The sequence below is a fragment of the Martelella mediterranea genome, assembly GCF_021021415.1.
Taxonomy (GTDB): Bacteria; Pseudomonadota; Alphaproteobacteria; order Rhizobiales; family Rhizobiaceae; genus Martelella; species Martelella mediterranea_C.
Map to the genome: position 1 here is coordinate 1 of NZ_JAINWJ010000052.1, position 19,204 is coordinate 19,204.

Annotated in this window: 15 protein-coding genes and 1 pseudogene; 9 read left to right on the forward strand and 7 right to left on the reverse strand. The window is 60.1% G+C overall.

The annotated features are described in order from the left end of the window. Positions 1–474: 474 nt before the first annotated feature. Positions 475–849, reverse strand: a pseudogene (locus K7H91_RS21785) (IS66 family transposase zinc-finger binding domain-containing protein); the annotation flags it as partial. Between the two features lie 169 nt (positions 850–1,018). Between K7H91_RS21785 and K7H91_RS21790 the strand changes: the two are divergent. After that, a complete protein-coding gene (locus tag K7H91_RS21790; protein ID WP_230722308.1) occupies positions 1,019–1,927 on the forward strand; it encodes a DMT family transporter in 909 nt (302 codons plus the stop codon). Positions 1,928–2,077: 150 nt separating this feature from the next. Here the strand turns inward: K7H91_RS21790 and K7H91_RS21795 are convergent, their stop codons facing one another. Both K7H91_RS21795 and K7H91_RS21800 read right to left on the reverse strand, forming a co-directional pair. Further along, entirely contained in the window at positions 2,078–2,857 is a 780-nt protein-coding gene (locus K7H91_RS21795) for an aminotransferase class IV (RefSeq protein ID WP_230722309.1), read from the reverse strand. Positions 2,858–2,975: 118 nt separating this feature from the next. Then, positions 2,976–3,569 (reverse strand): cupin domain-containing protein, encoded by a 594-nt coding sequence (locus K7H91_RS21800; RefSeq protein WP_230722310.1) that lies wholly within the window; start codon positions 3,567–3,569, stop codon positions 2,976–2,978. A gap of 65 nt (positions 3,570–3,634) precedes the next feature. On the opposite strand from K7H91_RS21800, the gene K7H91_RS21805 reads away from it, so the two are divergent. After that, on the forward strand, positions 3,635–4,630 hold the full coding sequence (locus K7H91_RS21805) for an alpha/beta fold hydrolase (RefSeq protein WP_230722311.1): 996 nt from the start codon (positions 3,635–3,637) through the stop codon (positions 4,628–4,630). Positions 4,631–4,639: 9 nt separating this feature from the next. Here K7H91_RS21805 and K7H91_RS21810 read toward each other — a convergent pair whose 3' ends face one another. After that, positions 4,640–5,023: a hypothetical protein gene (locus tag K7H91_RS21810; protein ID WP_230722312.1), complete on the reverse strand. Its 384-nt coding sequence runs from the start codon at positions 5,021–5,023 to the stop codon at positions 4,640–4,642. A gap of 143 nt (positions 5,024–5,166) precedes the next feature. Then, positions 5,167–5,925, reverse strand: coding sequence for a response regulator transcription factor (locus K7H91_RS21815; protein WP_230722313.1), 759 nt, complete (start codon positions 5,923–5,925; stop codon positions 5,167–5,169). 67 nt (positions 5,926–5,992) lie between these two features. On the opposite strand from K7H91_RS21815, the gene K7H91_RS21820 reads away from it, so the two are divergent. From K7H91_RS21820 to K7H91_RS21850, 7 genes are all read left to right on the forward strand, one after another. Further along, positions 5,993–8,062, forward strand: a complete 2,070-nt coding sequence (locus tag K7H91_RS21820) for a sensor histidine kinase (RefSeq protein ID WP_230722314.1) — start codon at positions 5,993–5,995, stop codon at positions 8,060–8,062. Between the two features lie 483 nt (positions 8,063–8,545). Continuing rightward, a complete protein-coding gene (locus tag K7H91_RS21825; RefSeq protein ID WP_230722315.1) occupies positions 8,546–8,866 on the forward strand; it encodes a hypothetical protein in 321 nt (106 codons plus the stop codon). Positions 8,867–9,018: 152 nt separating this feature from the next. Further along, complete coding sequence (locus K7H91_RS21830; RefSeq protein ID WP_230722316.1) at positions 9,019–9,447, forward strand: hypothetical protein; 429 nt, start codon at positions 9,019–9,021, stop codon at positions 9,445–9,447. Positions 9,448–9,710: 263 nt separating this feature from the next. After that, on the forward strand, positions 9,711–10,151 hold the full coding sequence (locus K7H91_RS21835; protein WP_157624480.1) for a hypothetical protein: 441 nt from the start codon (positions 9,711–9,713) through the stop codon (positions 10,149–10,151). Between the two features lie 435 nt (positions 10,152–10,586). Beyond that, entirely contained in the window at positions 10,587–11,864 is a 1,278-nt protein-coding gene (locus tag K7H91_RS21840) for an NHLP bacteriocin system secretion protein (protein WP_230722317.1), read from the forward strand. A gap of 16 nt (positions 11,865–11,880) precedes the next feature. Beyond that, positions 11,881–14,067 carry an NHLP family bacteriocin export ABC transporter peptidase/permease/ATPase subunit gene (locus tag K7H91_RS21845; RefSeq protein WP_230722318.1) on the forward strand — a complete coding sequence of 729 codons (2,187 nt, stop codon included), beginning with the start codon at positions 11,881–11,883 and terminating at the stop codon, positions 14,065–14,067. Between the two features lie 12 nt (positions 14,068–14,079). Beyond that, positions 14,080–16,920, forward strand: a complete 2,841-nt coding sequence (locus K7H91_RS21850) for an NHLP bacteriocin export ABC transporter permease/ATPase subunit (RefSeq protein ID WP_230722319.1) — start codon at positions 14,080–14,082, stop codon at positions 16,918–16,920. Positions 16,921–17,362: 442 nt separating this feature from the next. Here the strand turns inward: K7H91_RS21850 and K7H91_RS21855 are convergent, their stop codons facing one another. Then, positions 17,363–18,439, reverse strand: a complete 1,077-nt coding sequence (locus K7H91_RS21855) for a glycerol dehydrogenase (RefSeq protein WP_230722320.1) — start codon at positions 18,437–18,439, stop codon at positions 17,363–17,365. Beyond that, entirely contained in the window at positions 18,426–19,193 is a 768-nt protein-coding gene (locus tag K7H91_RS21860) for an SDR family NAD(P)-dependent oxidoreductase (protein WP_230722321.1), read from the reverse strand. The genes K7H91_RS21855 and K7H91_RS21860 overlap by 14 nt, the downstream gene beginning before the upstream one ends. Positions 19,194–19,204: the final 11 nt, after the last annotated feature.

Here is a 19,204-nt window from a genome sequence, read left to right on the forward strand (position 1 = left end):
TCCTTCTGATATCACTCAATAACTTTTAAATCGGCCTCTTAAAGCACGAGAAGCGCGGCTTTTGCTTCGCGAAGAGGAAATCCGACGGCGAGAGGAAGACTTGACCGCCAGGGTCTCCGCATTTGATGAGCTTGAGGTTGCGATGGAGGAAACGCTCTCTGCAGCGGAACGGGGCGAGATCCATTTCTCCCCCAGAGGCTTCCAACCCTCTAATCCAAATATCAGCGGACGGCTCCAGAACTTCCTGAATCCTGACCTCCGTCAAACTCCAGCAAGAAAGATTTTCGAAAACTTTCTTAAGCTAATCAAGAGGACGGTTGTCGGCTCAACCGGGCACCCCTCTGTCTCGACAGACGAGATACCTGCGGAAGACCTGGACAGACCCGGTCTTTAGTCCGATTCGGCACCGAGTTGCATAACGGCCCTCAGGCGCCTATTGCTTTCGGCGTCCTTGAGATGCTCGAACAGCCTTTAGTGAACCGGACGCCCGTGCCAAGCTGCGCGACCACCCCAGGCGGCTCGTGTCGAGCGTTCAAGATCGATCCCCTGTCGCTTGTGTAATTGAGCCTGCCTGAGCGGCAAATGGACAGTGTATTTGAGACCAGCACCTGAGCGACGGTCACCTTGGTTGGAATATCGCCTTCGCGCAGCCACAGGAGCCGGAACTTGGACGCCGACTTCCTGCCCCGCACGAGTGGCGTATTTGGGACGGAGCACCACGAACACGCGGAACTGCACCGGCACGATGTTGAGCTTCTCCCCGATGTCTTCGCCGATCCGGTGCAGGCCATTGCCGCAGCAGGAGCATTCATGGCTCTCAATGTTGATGACAGCATCGATGCGCGGCAGCGGGGTGTCTCGTTACATGCCGCACAAGCGCAGACATTGCTGGCAGACACCGGGCCATACAGTCCTATCGTCAATTGACCCCAACAACAATGACGAGACAATCATCCGCCATGGCAGTTCATCAGCTTTGCGCAGCAACGCCTCGACACTAGCAAAGGGCGGATGCTCCTTGCTGCGTTCTGCGCCGGCTTGGGCTGGCGATCTGTCTGAGATGCGGCGGTCAGAGGAACAGAGTGGGGAACGGCGCGTCTACGGTCTGATACTGGTTGGCGCAGGAACCGTGCTTTGGAGCCTTGCTGGCCTGTTCGTACGCACAATTGATCTTGGGCTTTGGGATCTGATCCTATGGCGTTCTCTCTTCGCCTGCCTTTGCCTTGTTGCCATCGCCATCGCAAGGCCGGCGGAAGCGGTGCGTTTCGACTGGCGCTTCTGCCTGGCCGCCTACTTCTCCGCCACCGCAATGTTCTGCTATGTCGCCGCACTCACGATGACGACGGTAGCAAACGTTTTGATCATCTACGCGACACTTCCCTTCGTGACAGCCGCATTGGCCTTCGCGGTCGGTCGGGAAGCAGCCTCGCGACGCCTGTTGATGGCGAGCACGGTATCTATTATCGGGATCGTGCTCGTTGCGGGGACGGCACTGGGGGCGAGCGATATCAAGGGTAACTTGCTGGCCTTCGCAATGACGCTGAGCTTTGGGGCGCTTCTCATCGTCACACGCCGCAATCGAGCCCTGAATCTCATTCACGTGAATGCCGCGGGGGCAGCGTTGTGTGCGATTGCGGCATTCCCATTCTCATCCGGCCAGCTTCCGGGGTACGGTGCGCTTGCATTGATATTCATGCTGGCCCTTCTCACGACCGCGCTCGCATTCCTGCTGTTCCTCGCGGGTGGACGTCATGTCGCTTCGTCGGAGTCGGCTTTGATCGCGCTTCTGGATGTCGTCCTCGGTCCGCTCTGGGTTTGGCTGGCCTTTGCCGAAAATCCAGGAAAATGGGCGATAGCAGGTGGTTCTATCGTAGTGGCGGCAGTGGTTTGGTATTTTTGGCCGTCCCTGCGCCGGTCCCGCTCATGAAGCGACGCGTCTGATCGCGGGAAACACCTGCTCAAGACTTTCAGCAATGTGTAACGTCAAATACTATCGGCAATCACGAAAATGTTCTGCTCCGAGACAAACAACATGACGTCCGCATCGAAACCCGGCCCTTTCGGCAAGGGTGTCCGCCTATGCGGGACATTTTTGGCGAACCGAGTTCTGAAAGTTGTCGATGAGGCGTTGGGTAAGCGGGCCAACGCTCCATTGGGCCCCAATCGCTGGCCCCTTGAGTTCGACGACGGGCTGGATCTCGATCGACGTGCCGACAACGAAGACTTCATCAGCCGCGCACAACTCCTCCAGCGAGACTTTTCGCTCCTCGAGTTCCAGGCCGGCCTTCTCCGCGAGAGCGAAGACATGGCGTTTGGTGATGCTGTCGAGAAAACAGTCTGCTACCGGGGACACGAGCTTGCGACCCTCGACCAGTATTATGTTCGTCGCGGTCGTTTCGGCAACATCTCCGTCGACGTCGAGCAACAGGGCATCGTCGAAACCCTCGTCATTTGCGGCATGCCGCGCGAGCGTGCCGATCATGTAGAGACCGGAGCATTTGGAGGCCGTCGGCGCCGTATCGACACGCGGACGCCTCCAGGAGGAGAGCTGAAGGCGAATACCCGTCGTGCTCCTTCCCTCGGCGGTCGGCGGCGGCCAATCCCAGGCGGCAATCGCAACGTGGATAGTGGCGTTGCGGGCGGCCACCGTCACGCTCTCGCTGCCGCGCCAGGCAATGGGACGGATATAGGCATCCTTCAATTCGTTGGCCCAGAGAACGGCTTCACATGCCTTGACGAGCTCACGGCTCGAATAGGGAAGCGTGTACCCGACGATCTCTGCAGAACGCTGGAAGCGGGAGAAATGCGCGTTGGACAGGAATATACATCCGTCATAGGCCCGAATTCCTTCGAACACGGCCCCGCCAGCTCCATCGCAAGCGCTGATGTGGGCAGTAAAGCGGTGGTCGTGAGAAGCGTCAGAGCCCAGACCGCGGGAATGGCGAAAAGTTCACTTCTCTCGTTTCGGCGGAGCTTCATTCTTCTCCCTCCCAATAGCCGATTGCGGCATTTTTCTTCACCGTCAGTTCCAGGCGCCGGGCGGCTTTCTCGCCACCCGGCGCGGAGCCCGCGAATACCGTCACCTTGTCGCTATCGGGATATTCCAGGACGTCGGGTTCATTCATGGTGCTGATCGCCAGATAACGCAGCGGTTCAGAGCCTGCCGCCCGTAGTTGATGAGCTGTGTCAACGCCACCGGCGGGGCAAACGACGACATCGCCGGCGCACACCCCATGTTCTTCCTCGCCATATCGCAGCACACCGGCCCCCGCCAGAATGACAAAGAGCTCGTCATTTGCATGGTGGCAATGAAAGGGCCAAGCCTTCTTGCCCGGGGGCATTTCAACGTAGCGAGCGCCAAGCCGCTTCGCGCCAGACGGCGCTGCGACGGCAGCCATGTGCACTTCATAAGCTCCACCATGCGATTGTGTCTGAAGCGGCAGTTCTCGAAGGCGAACGATTGGATTCATCGACTTTCCTTGGCTGATTTCAAGCTTTTCAGCAAAAGAACCTGCAATCGAAGATGAGAACAAATGAGTGCTTCTCACGCCATATGGAGGGATGCTCATTCGACAATCTCCATTCTGGCGAAGCAAAAACGGATATCTGAAAGCAACAATCGAGGGGCGCGAGCGTGATCAACCCCGGACATGAGACAGACATCGCCAACGTCCGAGGGGCGGCAGGCCAGGCCTTGCCTGTGCGCCTGGAAACGGATGATGGCCAGCTTCTCGGCGGGTTTCTATGGCGACACGGCGGTGCTGCGGCCGCGCGCCCGATCGTGATCATCAGCGCCGCGACGTCTGTAAGGTGCAGCTACTATGCGCGCTTCGCCGACTACCTGTTTCTCAACGGGCTCGACGTACTCACCTTCGATTACCGGGGGATCGGCGAATCCCGGCCGAAATCCTTGCGCGGATACCGTGCCGACTGGGTGGATTGGGGCGCGCACGATCTGGAGGCAGCGCTCGCATACGCTGAACGCACCTTTCCGGGGCAGGAAATCCATGTCGTGGGCCATTCGATCGGCGGCTTTGCGATCGGGCTTGCGCCCTCGAATTGGCGGATCGGACGCATTCTTACCGTCGGATCCCAATTCGCCTATTGGCGGGATTACGACGAGGCCGAACGCCGGCGCATGTTTATCAAGTGGCACATCGTCATGCCGCTTTTGACACGGATGTTCGGCTACTTTCCGGCCAAACGGCTTGGCTGGATGGAGGACACGCCCACGGGCGTGGTCCGGGACTGGAGCCGAATGAAGGCCCGGTTCGAGCACACCGTGCGGCAGGATCGTTTCATCGGTGGGGAGCGGGAATCTATAAACCTGCAAAGACGCTTCGCCAGGGTGACAGCGCCTATGCTCGCGATTGGCCTTGAAGACGATCCGCACGGCACGCCTGCGGCCCTCAACCGACTGCTCGCCTATTTCACGTCCAGCCGCCGGTATCATTGGCGCATTGCTCCAGCCGACATTGGCGTATCATCCATCGGACATTTCGCTTTCTTCCATGACCGGTTCAAGGACAGTCTATGGCCGCTCGCGCTTGATTGGCTGCGCGAAGGGGAGATCCCGCGCGATGCGCCCGGCCGACTGCTCAATGAAGCAACGCCCGGGACAACGACATGACGATAACGATCAAGGCCGCAAGCCACGCAGACAGAAGCGGCTGGGAAAACTCTGGGCGGAAACCTGCGCGCATTTCGGCGCCGGGGACATGAAGGAAGCGGTCATCACCGGGCTGTGGCAGCGCGTATCGCTCGCCCGCGGCGTCACAACCAAGTTGCCCGCTTCAAGTCTGGCGCCTTCCAATTTCCCATTGCGGGGGCGGTGGGCAAGACGTTTGAGATTGAAGTCCAGCATCTCCTGGATTTCAACAAGCCACGTAACACCATCTCCCTGCACACCAAGGCCGAGCTTGCCTTCTTTTTTAAAGTTTTCGAACTTGGCTCTTTCGATCAGACGCTCGTCAAGCGGTCGGAACGAACGGCTGCCCTCAACCCATATATCGCCGGAACGCAATTGATCTCGCAGACGTGCGAGCGTTGCGATTTCGTAAAGGCGTCGATCCGTTTTCCGTCAAACACAGAACCGCTCTAAAGCAAGGTTTGAGGTTGAGATGACGCGGGCTCGCTCGAAGCGCTCACGCGGTGAATGAAAGAGCATCACACGACTTCGGTCGTCGCAGCAAAGCTGATGCCGATCGAGCGGATGGACTTGATCGGCAGGTCGACGTTGGCGGAAGCGGCCTTCTGCTTCAGCCTGTGAACGATCGCATCAATGCTGCGCGTTTCGGGTTTGTCGTCATAGCCAAACTCGGACGCCAGTTTGCTCCGGCTGACCGGATCTCCCTTGGCCTCGACGAGAAGCGCCATAAGTTGCATTTCGCGTCCGGTCAGATCGATTCCGATGTCGGCGGGAGACGTCAGTACATAGTTGAGACGGTCAAGCCGCCAGGTCTGATTGATGGATTGTGCGACATCAGCATCGTCCCCCGCCTTTCGCGGCTCCGGCAAGCGGCGGACCAGATTGCGGATCGCCAGCACAAGCTCAAGGCCATCGACAGGCTTGGTGAGGTAAAGATCGGCACCTTGCTGATAACCCCGGACGCGATCATCGCGGCCTGTGCGCGCGGTGAGGAGGATGATGCCTCGGCCCTCTGCTTCGCCGGCAAGATCACTCACGAGTTCGAAGCCGCTGCAATCGGGGAGATTCACATCGATGATGGCCACTTCGAAGGTTGCGTTGCGCAGCGCCCTGTAAAATTCCAGTCCGCTGGATGCCTCGGTCACATCATAGCCGCTCAGCTTCAAGTATTCGGCAAGGCTCTGGCGCAAATCGTCGTCGTCTTCAACCAGTAGTATGCGGACTATTGCCTTGAGTTGCCCATCGGCATGCTTGATAGTTTGAACATCTTCCGTCATTGCTGTCTGATCGGGTTTCTGAATGCGCTTCCTTCGTAAGCGACGATAATCAAGGAGAGCATTCGCGATGTCCAGACGCCTCCGCCGTTTCTGGATGCACTTTCCGTGCCTGGAGTGGTTGAGCACCGTTCCGATACTGACGATGGCGCTCTTTGTTGCAGCCGGCGGATTGTCTTGGGCAATGGACGCCGGTTCCGGCGACGTGCCCGATTTGCACGTCTCGACCTTCGTCGACGAAACTGCCGAGCTTACTCTTGCGGACATTCTGGCCGACGGTGAAGCCATCCGCTTCACGCCGTCTGCCCGTGACGGGATAGGCGCGCGTTACAGCCGCGACGTCGTCTGGCTGAAAATCCTGATGACACCCGAGCAGACGATGCCCGCACTGATGGCGCTGTCGCCAAACTTCGTCGATATGATTGATGTTTATCTTGCCGACATGGCGCCGGATCTTGGCGTGAACGACTTCACCCATATCGCGCTCGGCGCGCATCGGCCGCTCTCGACCAACGGATATTCCGGGCTGGACGAAGTGGTTCCGCTGTCGTTCATAGCCGGACGCCCGAAGATCGCCTACATAAGAGTCGCCTCGCCGAACGTCACCCTACTTCTCAATGTCAGACTGTACCGCCCTGAAGCCTATGTGGTGGAGGATGCCTTCGTGAGTATTGTGGGCGGCATCGTGCTGGGCAGCATGTGTCTTCTGCTGATCACCCAGTTGATCCTGTTCCAGTTCGATCGGGATCCTATTTATCCCTTGCTCGCCCTCAGTACGCTGAGCGCGGCCGCATATCACATAGGCAGTCTGGGATATTCGCGGCTGCTTCTGTTCCCCGCCGGCGGAACCGGCAACGACATTTTCCTGGCGTTCTTCTCTTCCTTCGGGCTGACGGCGGGAGCGCTGACAACTTGGCGCGTTTTCGATCTGCGTGGCCGGAGAAGCTGGATGCTCTGGACATGCGCCTTCGTTGCCGTGGCCGGCCTTGTTTGCACGATTGCCATTTTCTTTGGGCTCAATCTTCATTTCGCGCCGCTGCGAAACCTTCTGATCCAGATCTTCGTGACGATCACAGCCGGCTATAGTCTCTGGACGATCCGGCGCGGCGACTGGGCCTCCTATCTGCGCGCCGCCGCTTTCGTATCGCTGTGGATGGGGCTTACGCTTATGCTCCTTTACTATTCCAATGTGCCCGGCCTGCCGGAATTGGCGTCGAAGGGCTATGCCATCGCTTGTCTGCTGGAAGCGATGCTGCTGACCCTGATGCTCAGTTGGCGTCTGAGAATGGCCAATCGGCTCAATGCCGCGCTGCAGGAAGAGGCGCTTCTGTCTGCCCGGAACGCTGAACAGCGCGCGATAGAAATCGCGCGCGAGCGCACCAGAGAACTGGCGGAGGCCAAGCAGACCGCCGAGGCCGCGCTCGCGGCCGAGATGGAGCATAAGAAGAACCAGGTTCGCTTCATGGAGGTTATTTCCCACCAGTATCGCACGCCACTCGCTTCGATCCGTTCAAGCGTCGATACGATCGAGCTCAGCCTGGCCGCGGACGACGAACCCAATCGCCAAAGGATAAAGCGGATCCGCCGCGGAATTGCCCGCCTCGTTGAAGTGCTGGAGATCAATCTTGGACGAAGCCGCATTCAGGGCTCCGCGCTTGAACCGCAGTTTTGCGCTATCCGCATTGGCCCGATGATCTCCGATATCGGCCGTCGCGCCAGAGAATTGATGCCGGGCGCGGCCTTCCAGATTGACATACCACCGGAAGAGCAGGACGTGGAGATCGATGTGGATAGCCACATGCTCAGCCTGGCATTGATAAATCTCTTGGAAAACGCCGTGAAATACTCGACGCCGACTGGAGAAAAGCCGGTGACGCTGTCAGTCGCGGTTGACGGACCGCTCGTGGCCTTCTCTGTCAAAGACGAAGGAATCGGAATTCCTGCGAGTGAGATCGAATCCGTTTCCAAAGAAAGGATTCGCGGTTCGAACACGGCCAAGATCGAAGGCACGGGCCTTGGTCTGTCGCTCGTAACGCGCATTGCCGCCGCCCATGGCGGCAGGCTCGAGATTGAAAGCATCGAGAGCATGGGCACGAGAGTTACGATCTTGCTCCCGCGAGCGCAACGCGGGTCCATATAACCGGCTCGTCCCTGCTCGTCGGGGAGACATTACCCGCTGCATGTGGATAAGCGCGGAATGACCTTCCAGACATAGACCGTCGGCCACGTCCACCCTGGAGAACGGCAGCGAGCATATCCGGATTGTTACATAATGTTACTTTGAAACAAAATGTAACTAATTAAATTTACTTCATTATGCGTTTCTTATTTGATAGTTTCTCTGATTTATATTACATTCAACGCATTGGATATCGATCGCGAACTTTTCTGCTGACTGGCGACAAAAGCGTGGCAAGCGAAAGAACTGCATAACGCAAAGAACGCCACCGTATGAGTTAAGGATGCTGTCTCGGAAGCGCTGCGCTCCCGATCGTACAGAGGCGCGGATGCGGCTTTACCTTTTGTACAACAGGATGGTGAAGAAAGCCGCGATGACCGCCAAGAGCGATCTCGAAAATGCCGACAAAGCGATTTGGAACAGATCAAGCTGAAGGAGAACGAAATGCCAAAAGAGAACATGAAATCTCCAATCGATGCCGACGACACCGAAATCACGGAGCTGGGCGCCGAGGAATTGCAGGGGGCGACCGGCGGCGTCCTGGCCGGCTTGATCGGCCCCGGCGATGATGTGACGCAGAGCATCGCCAGCGGCATCGAAAATGCCGTCGACGCAACCAAAAATGTGGTCGAAGCCGGCGCCTCGGATGTCGCTAAAGGCGCGGAATGGGTTGGCGATGCAGCGTCCAAGGCCGGATCGGCGCTTGAGACCGGCGTCGAGGATGTCGCCAAGGGTATATGGGACGCCTCTGCGGACTGGTGCTGATGAGATAAAGCTGACCATTGATAATTCCGTCACGCTTGCCGACATTGCCATTAAGCAATTGGATTTGTTAGTGATTCTGTGGAGGATATCGGGGATTCAATCGCCGACCATGAGAAGAAAACCCCAGTGGGCTTCTGATAGATCGCTGCTCGATGAACGACGGCAAAGGCGATCACGTGGCAAGCAATGCGACACTTTTCTATGAAGGAGTTATGATGACAAACGAAGGTAAAAAACTGGCCGGTCCGGAGACCGACGATACCGAGCTCCAGGAGCTCGGCCCGGAGAACCTCCAAAGTGTCTCTGGCGGAGGTTTTTTCGGTGATGCCTTGAGTGATCTTGAACAGGGTGCCGAAGATGTCGGTCATGCGGCTGCGACGGCGGGCAAATGGGTTAAGAACGAAGCCGAGAAGCATCCTTACGTTGCTGCTGGGGTTGGGGCTGTTGGCATTGCGGCTGTCGGCGGTGTCGCATATTTGCTTGCAGACGCAGGCGAAGATGCGGCGGCCGACGTGGCGCTGAAGCCCAACGGACTTTCCTTTAAAGACAACATGCGCGATATGTTCGACGAATCCGACTGACCGCACAGCTGGTCGCGTTGGACCATCGTCGCCGAAGGGTAAGCCGACGAAGGTCGGAAATAGAGGGGTCCTAAGCTCGAAAAAATGGAACTTAGGAAACTTGCTCAGGGAAATGAAGTATGTCGCCGGCGATGAGGTGTCCGAACAGGCTTTCAACAAGCTGACCGCCGTCGGTCCAAGCCATATAGGCCGGTGATTGCGTCGAGCGGTTTGAGTATCGCCGCTCCACGTCGGATGATGATCGAGGCCGGAAATGGGGTTGCGTGAAGAATGTCGGGTCGTGTGTTTCCTTTCTTAATAAATCCAATCTGACGGAAGGTTGTCTTATGAAAGCTTCTGCAAACGGCATTTGTCCAGCCAAGTCGGACGAAACGAACATGGATGAGCTCAATCAAGAGGAGCTGCAAGTCGTTGCTGGTGGCGGCGTCTTTGGCGATGTTTGGGACGGAATTAAAACAGGGGCGGACGATGTCGGTAGCGCCGCTTCTTCCGCATATAACTGGACCAAGAGCGAGGCTGAAGCGCATCCTGATATCGCCAAGGGGATCGCAATTGCGGGGTCGATGGCAGTAGGCGTCGCAGCAGGTGGCGCTATCGCTGAAGCGATTAGTGCCGGTGCGGAAGCCGATGCCGAGAAGGCGGGATTTTTAAGGGCGGCCAAGCGGGTCGCGGATGTCTTGAGGGATGATCCCGACTATGACTAAATCGCCACTCAGGTCGCCGGCTTAGGCGACTTGGGCGAAAGCTGCTTACGGCTGAAGAAGCTGCCGCTTTTCTGAAAGAGACGTTCCTCCAGTGAAAAGTGCCCAGGAGCGAATGGAGGGCCTGACTAGCGTAGACTTCCAGAATGGAAGTCGCCGGGAGCGACTTAATTGGCGATGGTGAAGACAGACGTTAAGGGCGACCACCCTGGTAGGTGACTAAAGATCTAACAAGCGGTACTGGGCTGCCAGCCAGCAAGACTCTAGAGATCGTTCTCGGCAGTTTTCTCGAACGCCAACATTCGCAGGAGCGGATCCCGCTCCGCGAGCGACGGATTAGTTCTGAACGCAGCGAAATGCAGGCTGGGCGGTTTTTCGGACGTGGAAATCGAGCACCGTAACATCGTGCTCCAAGAATATCGAAAGTGCGCCAAGTTCATGTCCAATTCCGAAGAGCCCCGCAAACAGGTCTATCGCGAATCCGCTCTCAAACATCTTCAGACCCCTGAAAGCACCGACAGCCTGATGCGTGTCGTCGGCCCGAGCGGCTGGGTTGTGGCGATCGCAATCGCGCTCGTCTTCTGCGGCGCGATTTACTGGAGCATTTTCGGAACGGTGACGACCTTTGTGCAAGGCAAGGGCATTCTCGGCCCGGCCTATGGGGAGACCCGCGATTTCGTTGCGACCCACTCGGGCATATTGCGCTCGCTGCCGGTTCAGCTAGGCGATACGGTTGAAAAAGGCGAGCTTCTGGCATCCATCGAGATCGTCTCGGTGGCCGAAGACAAGCGCGAGGCGGAGCGCACGCTGCGTTCGCTGAAGACCGAGCAGGATCTTCTGGAAACCTACTGGAACAACCTGCTGCCGCAACAGCTGGCCGACCTCAAGCAGAAGGAACAGGATCTGGAGCGCCAGATCGCATGGGACGAACAGCAGCTCGAGAGCCGCAAAAAAATTCTCGAAGGCTTCGAACAGGCCAGCAGCGATGGCGCGATAACGCCGCTGAGGCTCGAACAGGCCCGGGACGCATTCATTGAGGCATCCGCGAATCTGGATGGGAACAAATTCGACAAGGAGCAACTTGCGGCCAAGCGGCTTGAGCTTGAAAACCAGAAGACCACAGCGTTTCAGGCGATGAGCGACCGGTTGCTGAAGGCCCAGGAAAACCTGGCCGATCTCGAAGACACGCTTGATAGCGGCGGAAAGGTGCTCTCCGACATGGCCGGACAGGTCATCGCAGTCGACGCCAGCATCGGCTCCTTTGTCCAGCCGGGATCGCCCATCGTGACGGTCCAGCCCGTCAACACCGATATCGAAGGGGTGTTTTTCGCCAATCCGCTGCACGGCAAGAAAATTCTGGCGGGCATGGAGGTCAATGTTTCGCCCTCGACCGTCGAGGCGTCACGTTTCGGTACCATCCGCGGAAAGGTCGTCTGGGTCAGCGAAGATCCGCAAAGCGACACCGCCGTCGCGCGTCAGCTTGGCAACGAAACGCTGGCCAAGGCACTTGCCGGCAATGAACCCCCGATCGCCTTCGGCGTTCAGCTTGAGAAGGACGCGGCCTCGCCCTCCGGCTTGAAATGGACCTCGGGGCACGGTCCGAATATGGAGGTCCGTACAGGTACCCTGGCCGACGCAGATGTCGCCGTGGAACAGGTGCCGCCGATCGTTCTGGTGATCCCGGCTATCCGCCATGTCCTCGGTCTCGATCAATGATCGGCGGAGCGCGGGCATGACGAAGCTGTTTTCGGCGCTGAGACCGGGAAGGATCTTTCGCAGTGCAAAGACGCCGACCATCCTGCAGATGGAGGCGGTCGAATGCGGCGCTGCCTGTCTCGCCATGGTGCTAGCCCATCACGGACGATGGGTCGCACTTGAAAGGATGAGGCTCGAATGCGGTGTGTCGCGGAATGGCTCGAACGCCTGGAGCCTCATCGAGGCCGCCAGACGCTTCGGCTGTGAGGCCAAGGGGTTCAAGGTCGGACTGGAGCGACTGCGCGAGGTGACGCTGCCGGCCATCATCTTCTGGCGTTTCAATCACTTCGTCGTGCTGGAAAAGATCGACCGCAAGGGCGCCCAGATCAATGACCCGGCGCAGGGGCGCAGGCGCGTCGCCTGGTCGGAGATGGATAGGGATTTCACGGGCATCGTGGTGACCGTCGAGCCCGGGCCGGATTTTACGACCGGCGGCGAGAAACCATCGGTGCTGCGCGAGTTGAGGCAGCTTTCGCGCGGGACGGCAGGACCATTCGCCTTCATATTGCTGGTAACGCTCCTGATGGTCATTCCCGGCATCGTGATACCGGCGCTCAGCAAGATCTATGTCGATGGCTTCCTTGTGGGAGGACAGGAGGACTGGGTCAGGCCGCTGCTTGCGGCCTATGTCGTGGCCGGCGGGTTGAGCCTGCTTCTGAGCTGGCTGCAGAAGCACTACCTGATGCGGTTTTCCGCCAGGGTCAGCATCGACATGACGCGCAAGGTGCTGTGGCGTCTGCTGCATCTGCCGATGGACTTTTTCAGCCAGCGTTTTGCCGGGGATATTTCGAGCCGGCTTGGTTCCGCCGGCCGGGTGGCGTCGATGATCTCCGGTCCGCTGGCGTTCAGCATCGTCGGCATGATCTCGATCGTCGTCTATGGCGCTCTGATGTTTTCCTACAGCGTGCCGCTGGCCTCGCTCGTCGTCACCATGGCCTTCATCAACCTGATCATGGCGCGGGTCGTCTGGCTGCGGCTGGAGAATGCGCGCCATCTACTGGCCAAGAACGGGGCGGAGCAGGCCTCGGCGATCATGAGCGGCCTGTCGGCGATCGAGACGGTCAAGGCCGCCGGGCTCGAGGATGATTTGTTTTCCCGCTGGGGCGGCCTTCAGGCCCAGCTCGTCTCGCTGTCGCAGACCATCGGGCGGCAAAACAACCTGCTCGGCCTGCTGCCGGGAACTCTTTCAGCGCTGGGGCATATCGCGATTCTTAGCCTCGGCGCCCTGTTCGTTCTGGACGGTCGGCTGACCGTTGGCGACCTTGTCGCGTTTCAGGTTCTGGTCGGCAGTTTCAACGGGCCGATTTCGGGGCTCGTGGGACTGGGTTCGTCATTGCAGACGACGCAGGTTGATCTCAACCGTCTCGACGATGTCATCAATTACGGTTCCGCCGAGCCGGAAGTGGTGCCGCGGCCGCAGTCCGTCACCGCCGCAGCCAGACTTGTCGGCAAGGTCGGGCTTCGCAATGTCACCTTCGGATACAGCCGGCTTGAAAAGCCGTTGCTCGACGACTTTTCGCTGCTGTTGCAACCGGGCATGCGGATCGCGCTCGTCGGCGCCAGCGGCTCGGGAAAGTCGACCGTCGGCAAGCTGGTTGCCGGGCTTTACCGGCCATGGCAGGGCGAGATATTCTTCGATGACATCCCCCTGCAACAGATCGACCGTCTGACGCTGACCTCGTCTCTCGGCGTGGTCAGCCAGGATATCAATGTCTTCAGCGGGACATTGCGGGACAATATCACGCTCTGGGATACATCGATCCCCGAACCCGCGATCAGCCGCGCGGTCGCCGATGCCTGCCTCGATCAATTGCCGCTGGTGCGCGAGCAGGGGATCGATGCCGCCTTGTCGGAAGCAGGGCGCAACCTGAGCGGCGGCGAGCGCCAACGGCTCGAGATTGCCCGCGCTCTGGCGCGCGATCCGTCGGTGCTGATCATGGACGAGGCGACGTCGGCGCTCGACCCCGTTACCGAGCAGACCGTCGACATGAACCTTAGACGGCGCGGCTGCGCCTGCCTGATCGTCGCCCAGCGGCTCTCGACCATCCGCGACAGCGACGAGATCATCGTTCTCGATCAGGGCCGGATCGTCCAGCGCGGCACGCATGATCGATTGATAGCTGAGCCGGACGGGCACTATGCCCGCCTTGTGGCCGCTCACTGAGAAGCAGACCGGATGACCGACAGCCCGCAAACAGACCTGCCACCGGCGCTTCGCAAGGCCCGCGACGCCGCCCGGATGCCACGTGCCATCCCGCTCAATGAGGTTGATGGCGTCTTCGTTGTCGAAGAGGGCGCTGCCGACGTATTCGCGGTCGACCCCGATACGCAGATCTACGGGCCGCTGCATCATCTCATGCGCCTTGCAGGCGGCGACGCATTCACCGGGCTGGCCGATGTCGTCTGGGACGGCGGCGCGCCCGATATCATCGTTGTCCCGGCACCCGGTTGCCGCCTCGCCGCCACCGAAGAAGGGCCGTCCGGCGCGGGCATCGACGCCTGGATCGGCCGCCTGCTGGCAGCGTGCCCATCCGCGCTGCCGCCGCGCGGCATCGCGCCGTTGCGCGCCGGGCAGCATGTCTCGATACCGGAAGGAGCGGCGGTCTGCGCCGCCGGCGCATTGCTCTGGCTTGAGACGGATGGCGTTCTCAAGTCAGGCGACGGGCGCGAGCTCGGGCCGGGTCTGGCGCCGTTGACGGCGGATTTCTGGGTCCAGGCGCAGGCCCCGGTCACGGCGCGGGTCCATGATAGCGCAGCCCTTGCCGAGGCGGGATGGCTGCAACGCGGGCGCGCGGAAGCGTTGCGCGTCGCGCTCGCAGGCATCGCAACGACGCTGGCCACAAATCGCCTCGACGGCCGGGACGACGTCTCGCGCCGCGACCAGGCGGCGGAGCTGCGCCTGAAGGCCGCCTCCGGCGAGGTGGCGGCGCTTCTCGATCACCGGGCGAAACAGCCAGCGGGCACGCTGGAGCCCGATGCGCTGGCGCGCTGCGCGGCCCGCGTGGCGGCGGCGGATGGTATCCGGCTGAAGGCCCAACGGTCTCTTGTTAAAGGGGAGCGCGGCGAGGCGATCGCGGCGATCGCCCGGGCCAACCATGTGCGCTCCAGGCGCGCGCGGCTGCCAGAGGAATGGTGGCGCGGCGATCACGGCGCGTTCCTGGCATTCACCGAAAGCGGCGAACCCGCCTGCCTCATCCCCGGCCGCTTCGGTTATCGCCATATCGATCCCGAGGGCCGCGAGCGCAAGGTCGGCAGGCAGTTTGCCGAAACGCTCGCGCCGGAAGCCTATATCTTCTATCGGCCGCTGCCGGACGGCAAGGTGACGTCGCGCATGCTGCTCGGCTTCGTGTTCCGCAACAATGTCCGTGCCTTCGCCACCATCCTGATCGCGTCGGCCTGCGCGGCGCTGCTGGCGCTGCTCACGCCGCTGGTGTCCGGCCATATCTTCGATACGATCATCCCGAAGGCCGAATACGACCAGTTGCGCCAGGTCACCATCGTTCTGGTGGCGGCGGCGTTTGCCACGCTCGGCTTCGGTACGGCGCGGGCGTTGACGCAATTGCGGATGCGCGGCCGGATCGACGCGGTGGTGCAGAGCGCGGTCTGGGACCGGCTGCTGCGCCTGCCGGCCTCCTTCTTCCAGCAATACGAGGTCGGTGATCTGGCGAACCGGGCATCCGGGATCAACGCCCTCAGCCGGGCGCTCAGCGGCTCGACCCTTTCGGTGCTGTTCAGCGGCTTGTTCTCCACCGTGAGCCTGGCTATGATGGTCTATTATCAGCCCATGCTAGCCGGCATTGCCGTGGGCTTCGTGGTGTTCGTCATTCTGATCAGTTCGGCTTTTGCCTATCTGCAACTGCTATACCAGCGCGAACAATACGAACTGCGCGGAAAACTGTCCGCCAGAACCTTCCAGTTCGTGTCCGGCATTGCCACGCTGAAGGTGAACGGTGCGGAACGGCTTGCGTTTGCCGACTGGACCGAGCGCTTTGCCCGCGACATGCATTTCCGGCTGCGCTCCAACGTGCTGTCCTACAGCGAGGGGCTGTTGACGAGCGGGGTCCTCATCGTCTTCCATATCGTCGCGCTGGCGGTGTTCGCCTTCTATGTCGAGGACGTATCGACCGGTACCTTCATCGCGTTCAACACGGCCTTCGGGCAGTTTTACGGCGGGCTCTCCGGCTTTGCCGGCGCGTTCGTCACGCTGATGTCGCTGAAGCCGCTCTATGAACGCACCGAGCCCATTCTGGCGGGCGAGCCGGAGGTTTCCGGCGCTAAAATCGACCCCGGCGAGTTGAGCGGCCGGATCGTCATCGCCCATGCCAGCTTCGCCTATGAGGCGGCCGGCCGGCCGATCCTCGACGATGTGAGCATGGATATCCGGCCCGGCGAGTTCGTGGCGGTCGTGGGGCCGTCGGGCAGCGGCAAGTCGACGCTGCTGCGCTTGCTGCTGGGCTTCGCGACGCCCCAGAAGGGCGGCGTTGCCTATGACGGCCATGATCTCGAAAAGCTCGATCCCGCCGCGCTGCGCCGGCAGATTGGCGTGGTCCTTCAGGATGGCAAGCTCCTGACCGGCAGCATTCGCGACAACATCACCGCCAACGGCATCTACACCGAGGCCGATATCTGGCAGGCCGTCAGGGATTCCGGCCTCGAGCGGGATATCAGGGCGATGCCGATGGGCCTGCAGACGCCGGTCGGCGAAGGGGCGGCAACCTTTTCGGGCGGGCAGAAGCAAAGGCTGCTGATCGCGCGCGCCCTGGTGCGCAAGCCGCGCATCGTTCTGTTCGACGAGGCGACCAGCGCGCTCGACAATGTCACCCAGGCCGAGGTCAGCGCCGCGCTGGAACGCATGAAGGCGACGCGCATCATCATAGCGCATCGGCTTTCAACAATCCGCCATGCCGACCGCATTTATGTTCTCGAAAACGGCCGGATCGTCGAGAGCGGGAGCTATGACGAACTGCTCGCGCAGGATGGCGCTTTCACCGCGCTGGCCAACCGTCAGTTGGTTTGACTAGCGCCAAGTGGATTTCTTTTGTTGTGCGCTTGAAGACTGGATCGTTTGGTATTGGGCTTTTCCGCTGTGATTTCCCGTTTGGAAGCACGAGAGGAAGAGGTTAAGACAACGAAGATTCTCGGACGACAAGAAAGCGTTTATTCTGAAGCAGGGCGATCACGGCGTGCCGTGGCCGAGATCTGCTGCAGGGTTGGAGATCAGTCAGGCGGCGTATATTAACTGGAAAGAATGTGCGGTCTTGAACGGGTACGAACAACCGACCGGTCAAAATATTGGTCGTCAGTATGTCAGCGAAACAAAGACTTAGTGTAGAATCCCTCCGCGACGGTATCCGGGAGTAGCGGTCAACCGTCAATCAGTATCGTTTGAAGGCGAGGGACACTGAGCTCGGCTGTGCGAGAGTCGAGAGAATGGGGCATTGCACGACACTGTCCGTGATTTAAACAAGCTGCTCCAGCGCACGGATGACCATCTCTCGCGTCACCGGCCCCGGTTCGTTATAGATGATCTCTCCCGGTCGGCAGGCGCGCTCGGCAATGATAGACAACTTTTCGGGCGTCACGTCCGCGATGCCGATCTCGGCAAGGTGCGTCGGCAGACCTGCCCGCAGCATGAATGTCCGCACGCGGTCATACTCATCCATGTCTCCTTGCATTAGAAGTCCCGTCAAAATGCCGATCGCAACCTTCTCGCCATGCAGGTAGTGGTGGACCTCATCGAGCTGGCTCAGGCCATGATGGACAGCATGGGCGGTGGCCACGCCGCCGGATTCGAAGCCCAGCCCGGACAATAGGATATTGGCCTCGACAATGCTCTCAAGCGCCGGGCTGACCTCGCCGCGCGCGCAATCCGCCAGCGCCTCCACCCCACAGGTCATGATCGTCTCGCGGCAGGTCGCGGCGATGGTGTAGGCAAGCGAAATCCCAGGCAGACCGAGGCAATTGTTGGCGCCGCTCCTTTCGCAGGAAGCGGCCTCGTACCAGGTCGCCAGCGCATCAGCGATACCTGCCGCAAGAAAGCGCGGCGGCGCCTTGGCGATGATCGCGGTATCCACCAGAACCAGATCGGGATTGCGCGGCAGGAAGCGGTCATGAGAAACCGAGCCATCGGGATTGTAGACCACCGAAAGTGCGGAACAGGGCGCATCCGAGGCGGCGATCGTGGGCACGATCATCACCGGCAACGACAGATCGTCGGCGACCGACTTGGCGGTATCAAGCGCCTTGCCGCCGCCCATGCCGACGATGACGCCGGCCGAAACCTCCCGCGCCTGCGCCCCTGCCTCGGCAATCGCATCCAGCGAGCACTCGCCGGCGAAGCGGACAAGCGTGGCCCGCCCTTTGGCAAGATGCGACCGCAGTTCGGGAGCGAACCGGTCATAGACGCCGGCATCCAGCAGGATCAACGCATGCGGCGCAAAACCCTCGATCTCTCGATCGAGACGTTCCAGCGCGCCCGGTCCCTGGATATAGCGGCCGGGAAAGCGGATACCTTTGAGCACGTTACCAGCAGACATAGCCACCATCCGCCAATACGATTGAACCGGTCATCAGGCTTGCGGCATCGCTCGCCAGAAAAAGAACGACGGAGGCCACTTCGTCGGGGCGGCCCATCCGGCCCATCGGCGTGCCGCCGATCCAGTGCCGATACATCACTTCGTCCTCATAGACATAGGCGTTCATTTCGGTCTCGATATAGGTCGGGGCGACCGCGTTGACACGAACGCCGCGCGCGCCCCATTCGGCCGCCAGCGAGCGCGTCAGGTGATGAACGCCGGCCTTCGAGGCATTGTAGTTTGCCTGTTCCTGCGGACGATTGACGATTACGGCCGACATCGACCCAACATTGACGATCGAGCCCTTCTTGTTCTCCAGCATCTCGCGCCCAAAGGCGCGGCAGCACCAAAACAGGCCGTTGAGATTGACGTCGATGACCTTGTTCCAGGTCTCGTCCGACATGGTTTCTGCGGGCTCGTTGGAAATCGCGATCCCGGCATTGTTGACCAGGATGTCGAGACCACCGGATGCCGCCACGGCCTGAGCCGCGGCATCCACGGCGCGCGGATCGGCAACATCAAGCGCCATTGCCTCGGCTGAAAAGCCCTTCTCCGAAAGCGTTTTCGCCATCGGCTCCGCGGCGGAGCCAAGATCGGTCAGGATCACATGGGCGCCGGCCTCGGCCAGAGCCTCGGCGATAGCGGCACCGATGCCGCGCGCGGCCCCAGTGACGAGGGCCCTGCGGCCCTTCAATGAAAAACGATCCATATACATTTCGGTTACTC

What these genes read in the sequence shown, in the direction of transcription:
- K7H91_RS21800 (WP_230722310.1), bottom strand. Translation starts at nt 3,569, where the DNA reads ATGAGCATCCCTCCATATGGCGTGAGAAGCACTCATTTGTTCTCATCT.
- K7H91_RS21815 (WP_230722313.1), bottom strand. Translation starts at nt 5,925, where the DNA reads ATGACGGAAGATGTTCAAACTATCAAGCATGCCGATGGGCAACTCAAG.
- K7H91_RS21820 (WP_230722314.1), top strand. Translation starts at nt 5,993, where the DNA reads ATGTCCAGACGCCTCCGCCGTTTCTGGATGCACTTTCCGTGCCTGGAG.
- K7H91_RS21825 (WP_230722315.1), top strand. Translation starts at nt 8,546, where the DNA reads ATGCCAAAAGAGAACATGAAATCTCCAATCGATGCCGACGACACCGAA.
- K7H91_RS21830 (WP_230722316.1), top strand. Translation starts at nt 9,019, where the DNA reads ATGAACGACGGCAAAGGCGATCACGTGGCAAGCAATGCGACACTTTTC.
- K7H91_RS21840 (WP_230722317.1), top strand. Translation starts at nt 10,587, where the DNA reads ATGTCCAATTCCGAAGAGCCCCGCAAACAGGTCTATCGCGAATCCGCT.
- K7H91_RS21845 (WP_230722318.1), top strand. Translation starts at nt 11,881, where the DNA reads ATGACGAAGCTGTTTTCGGCGCTGAGACCGGGAAGGATCTTTCGCAGT.
- K7H91_RS21850 (WP_230722319.1), top strand. Translation starts at nt 14,080, where the DNA reads ATGACCGACAGCCCGCAAACAGACCTGCCACCGGCGCTTCGCAAGGCC.
- K7H91_RS21855 (WP_230722320.1), bottom strand. Translation starts at nt 18,439, where the DNA reads ATGTCTGCTGGTAACGTGCTCAAAGGTATCCGCTTTCCCGGCCGCTAT.
- K7H91_RS21860 (WP_230722321.1), bottom strand. Translation starts at nt 19,193, where the DNA reads ATGTATATGGATCGTTTTTCATTGAAGGGCCGCAGGGCCCTCGTCACT.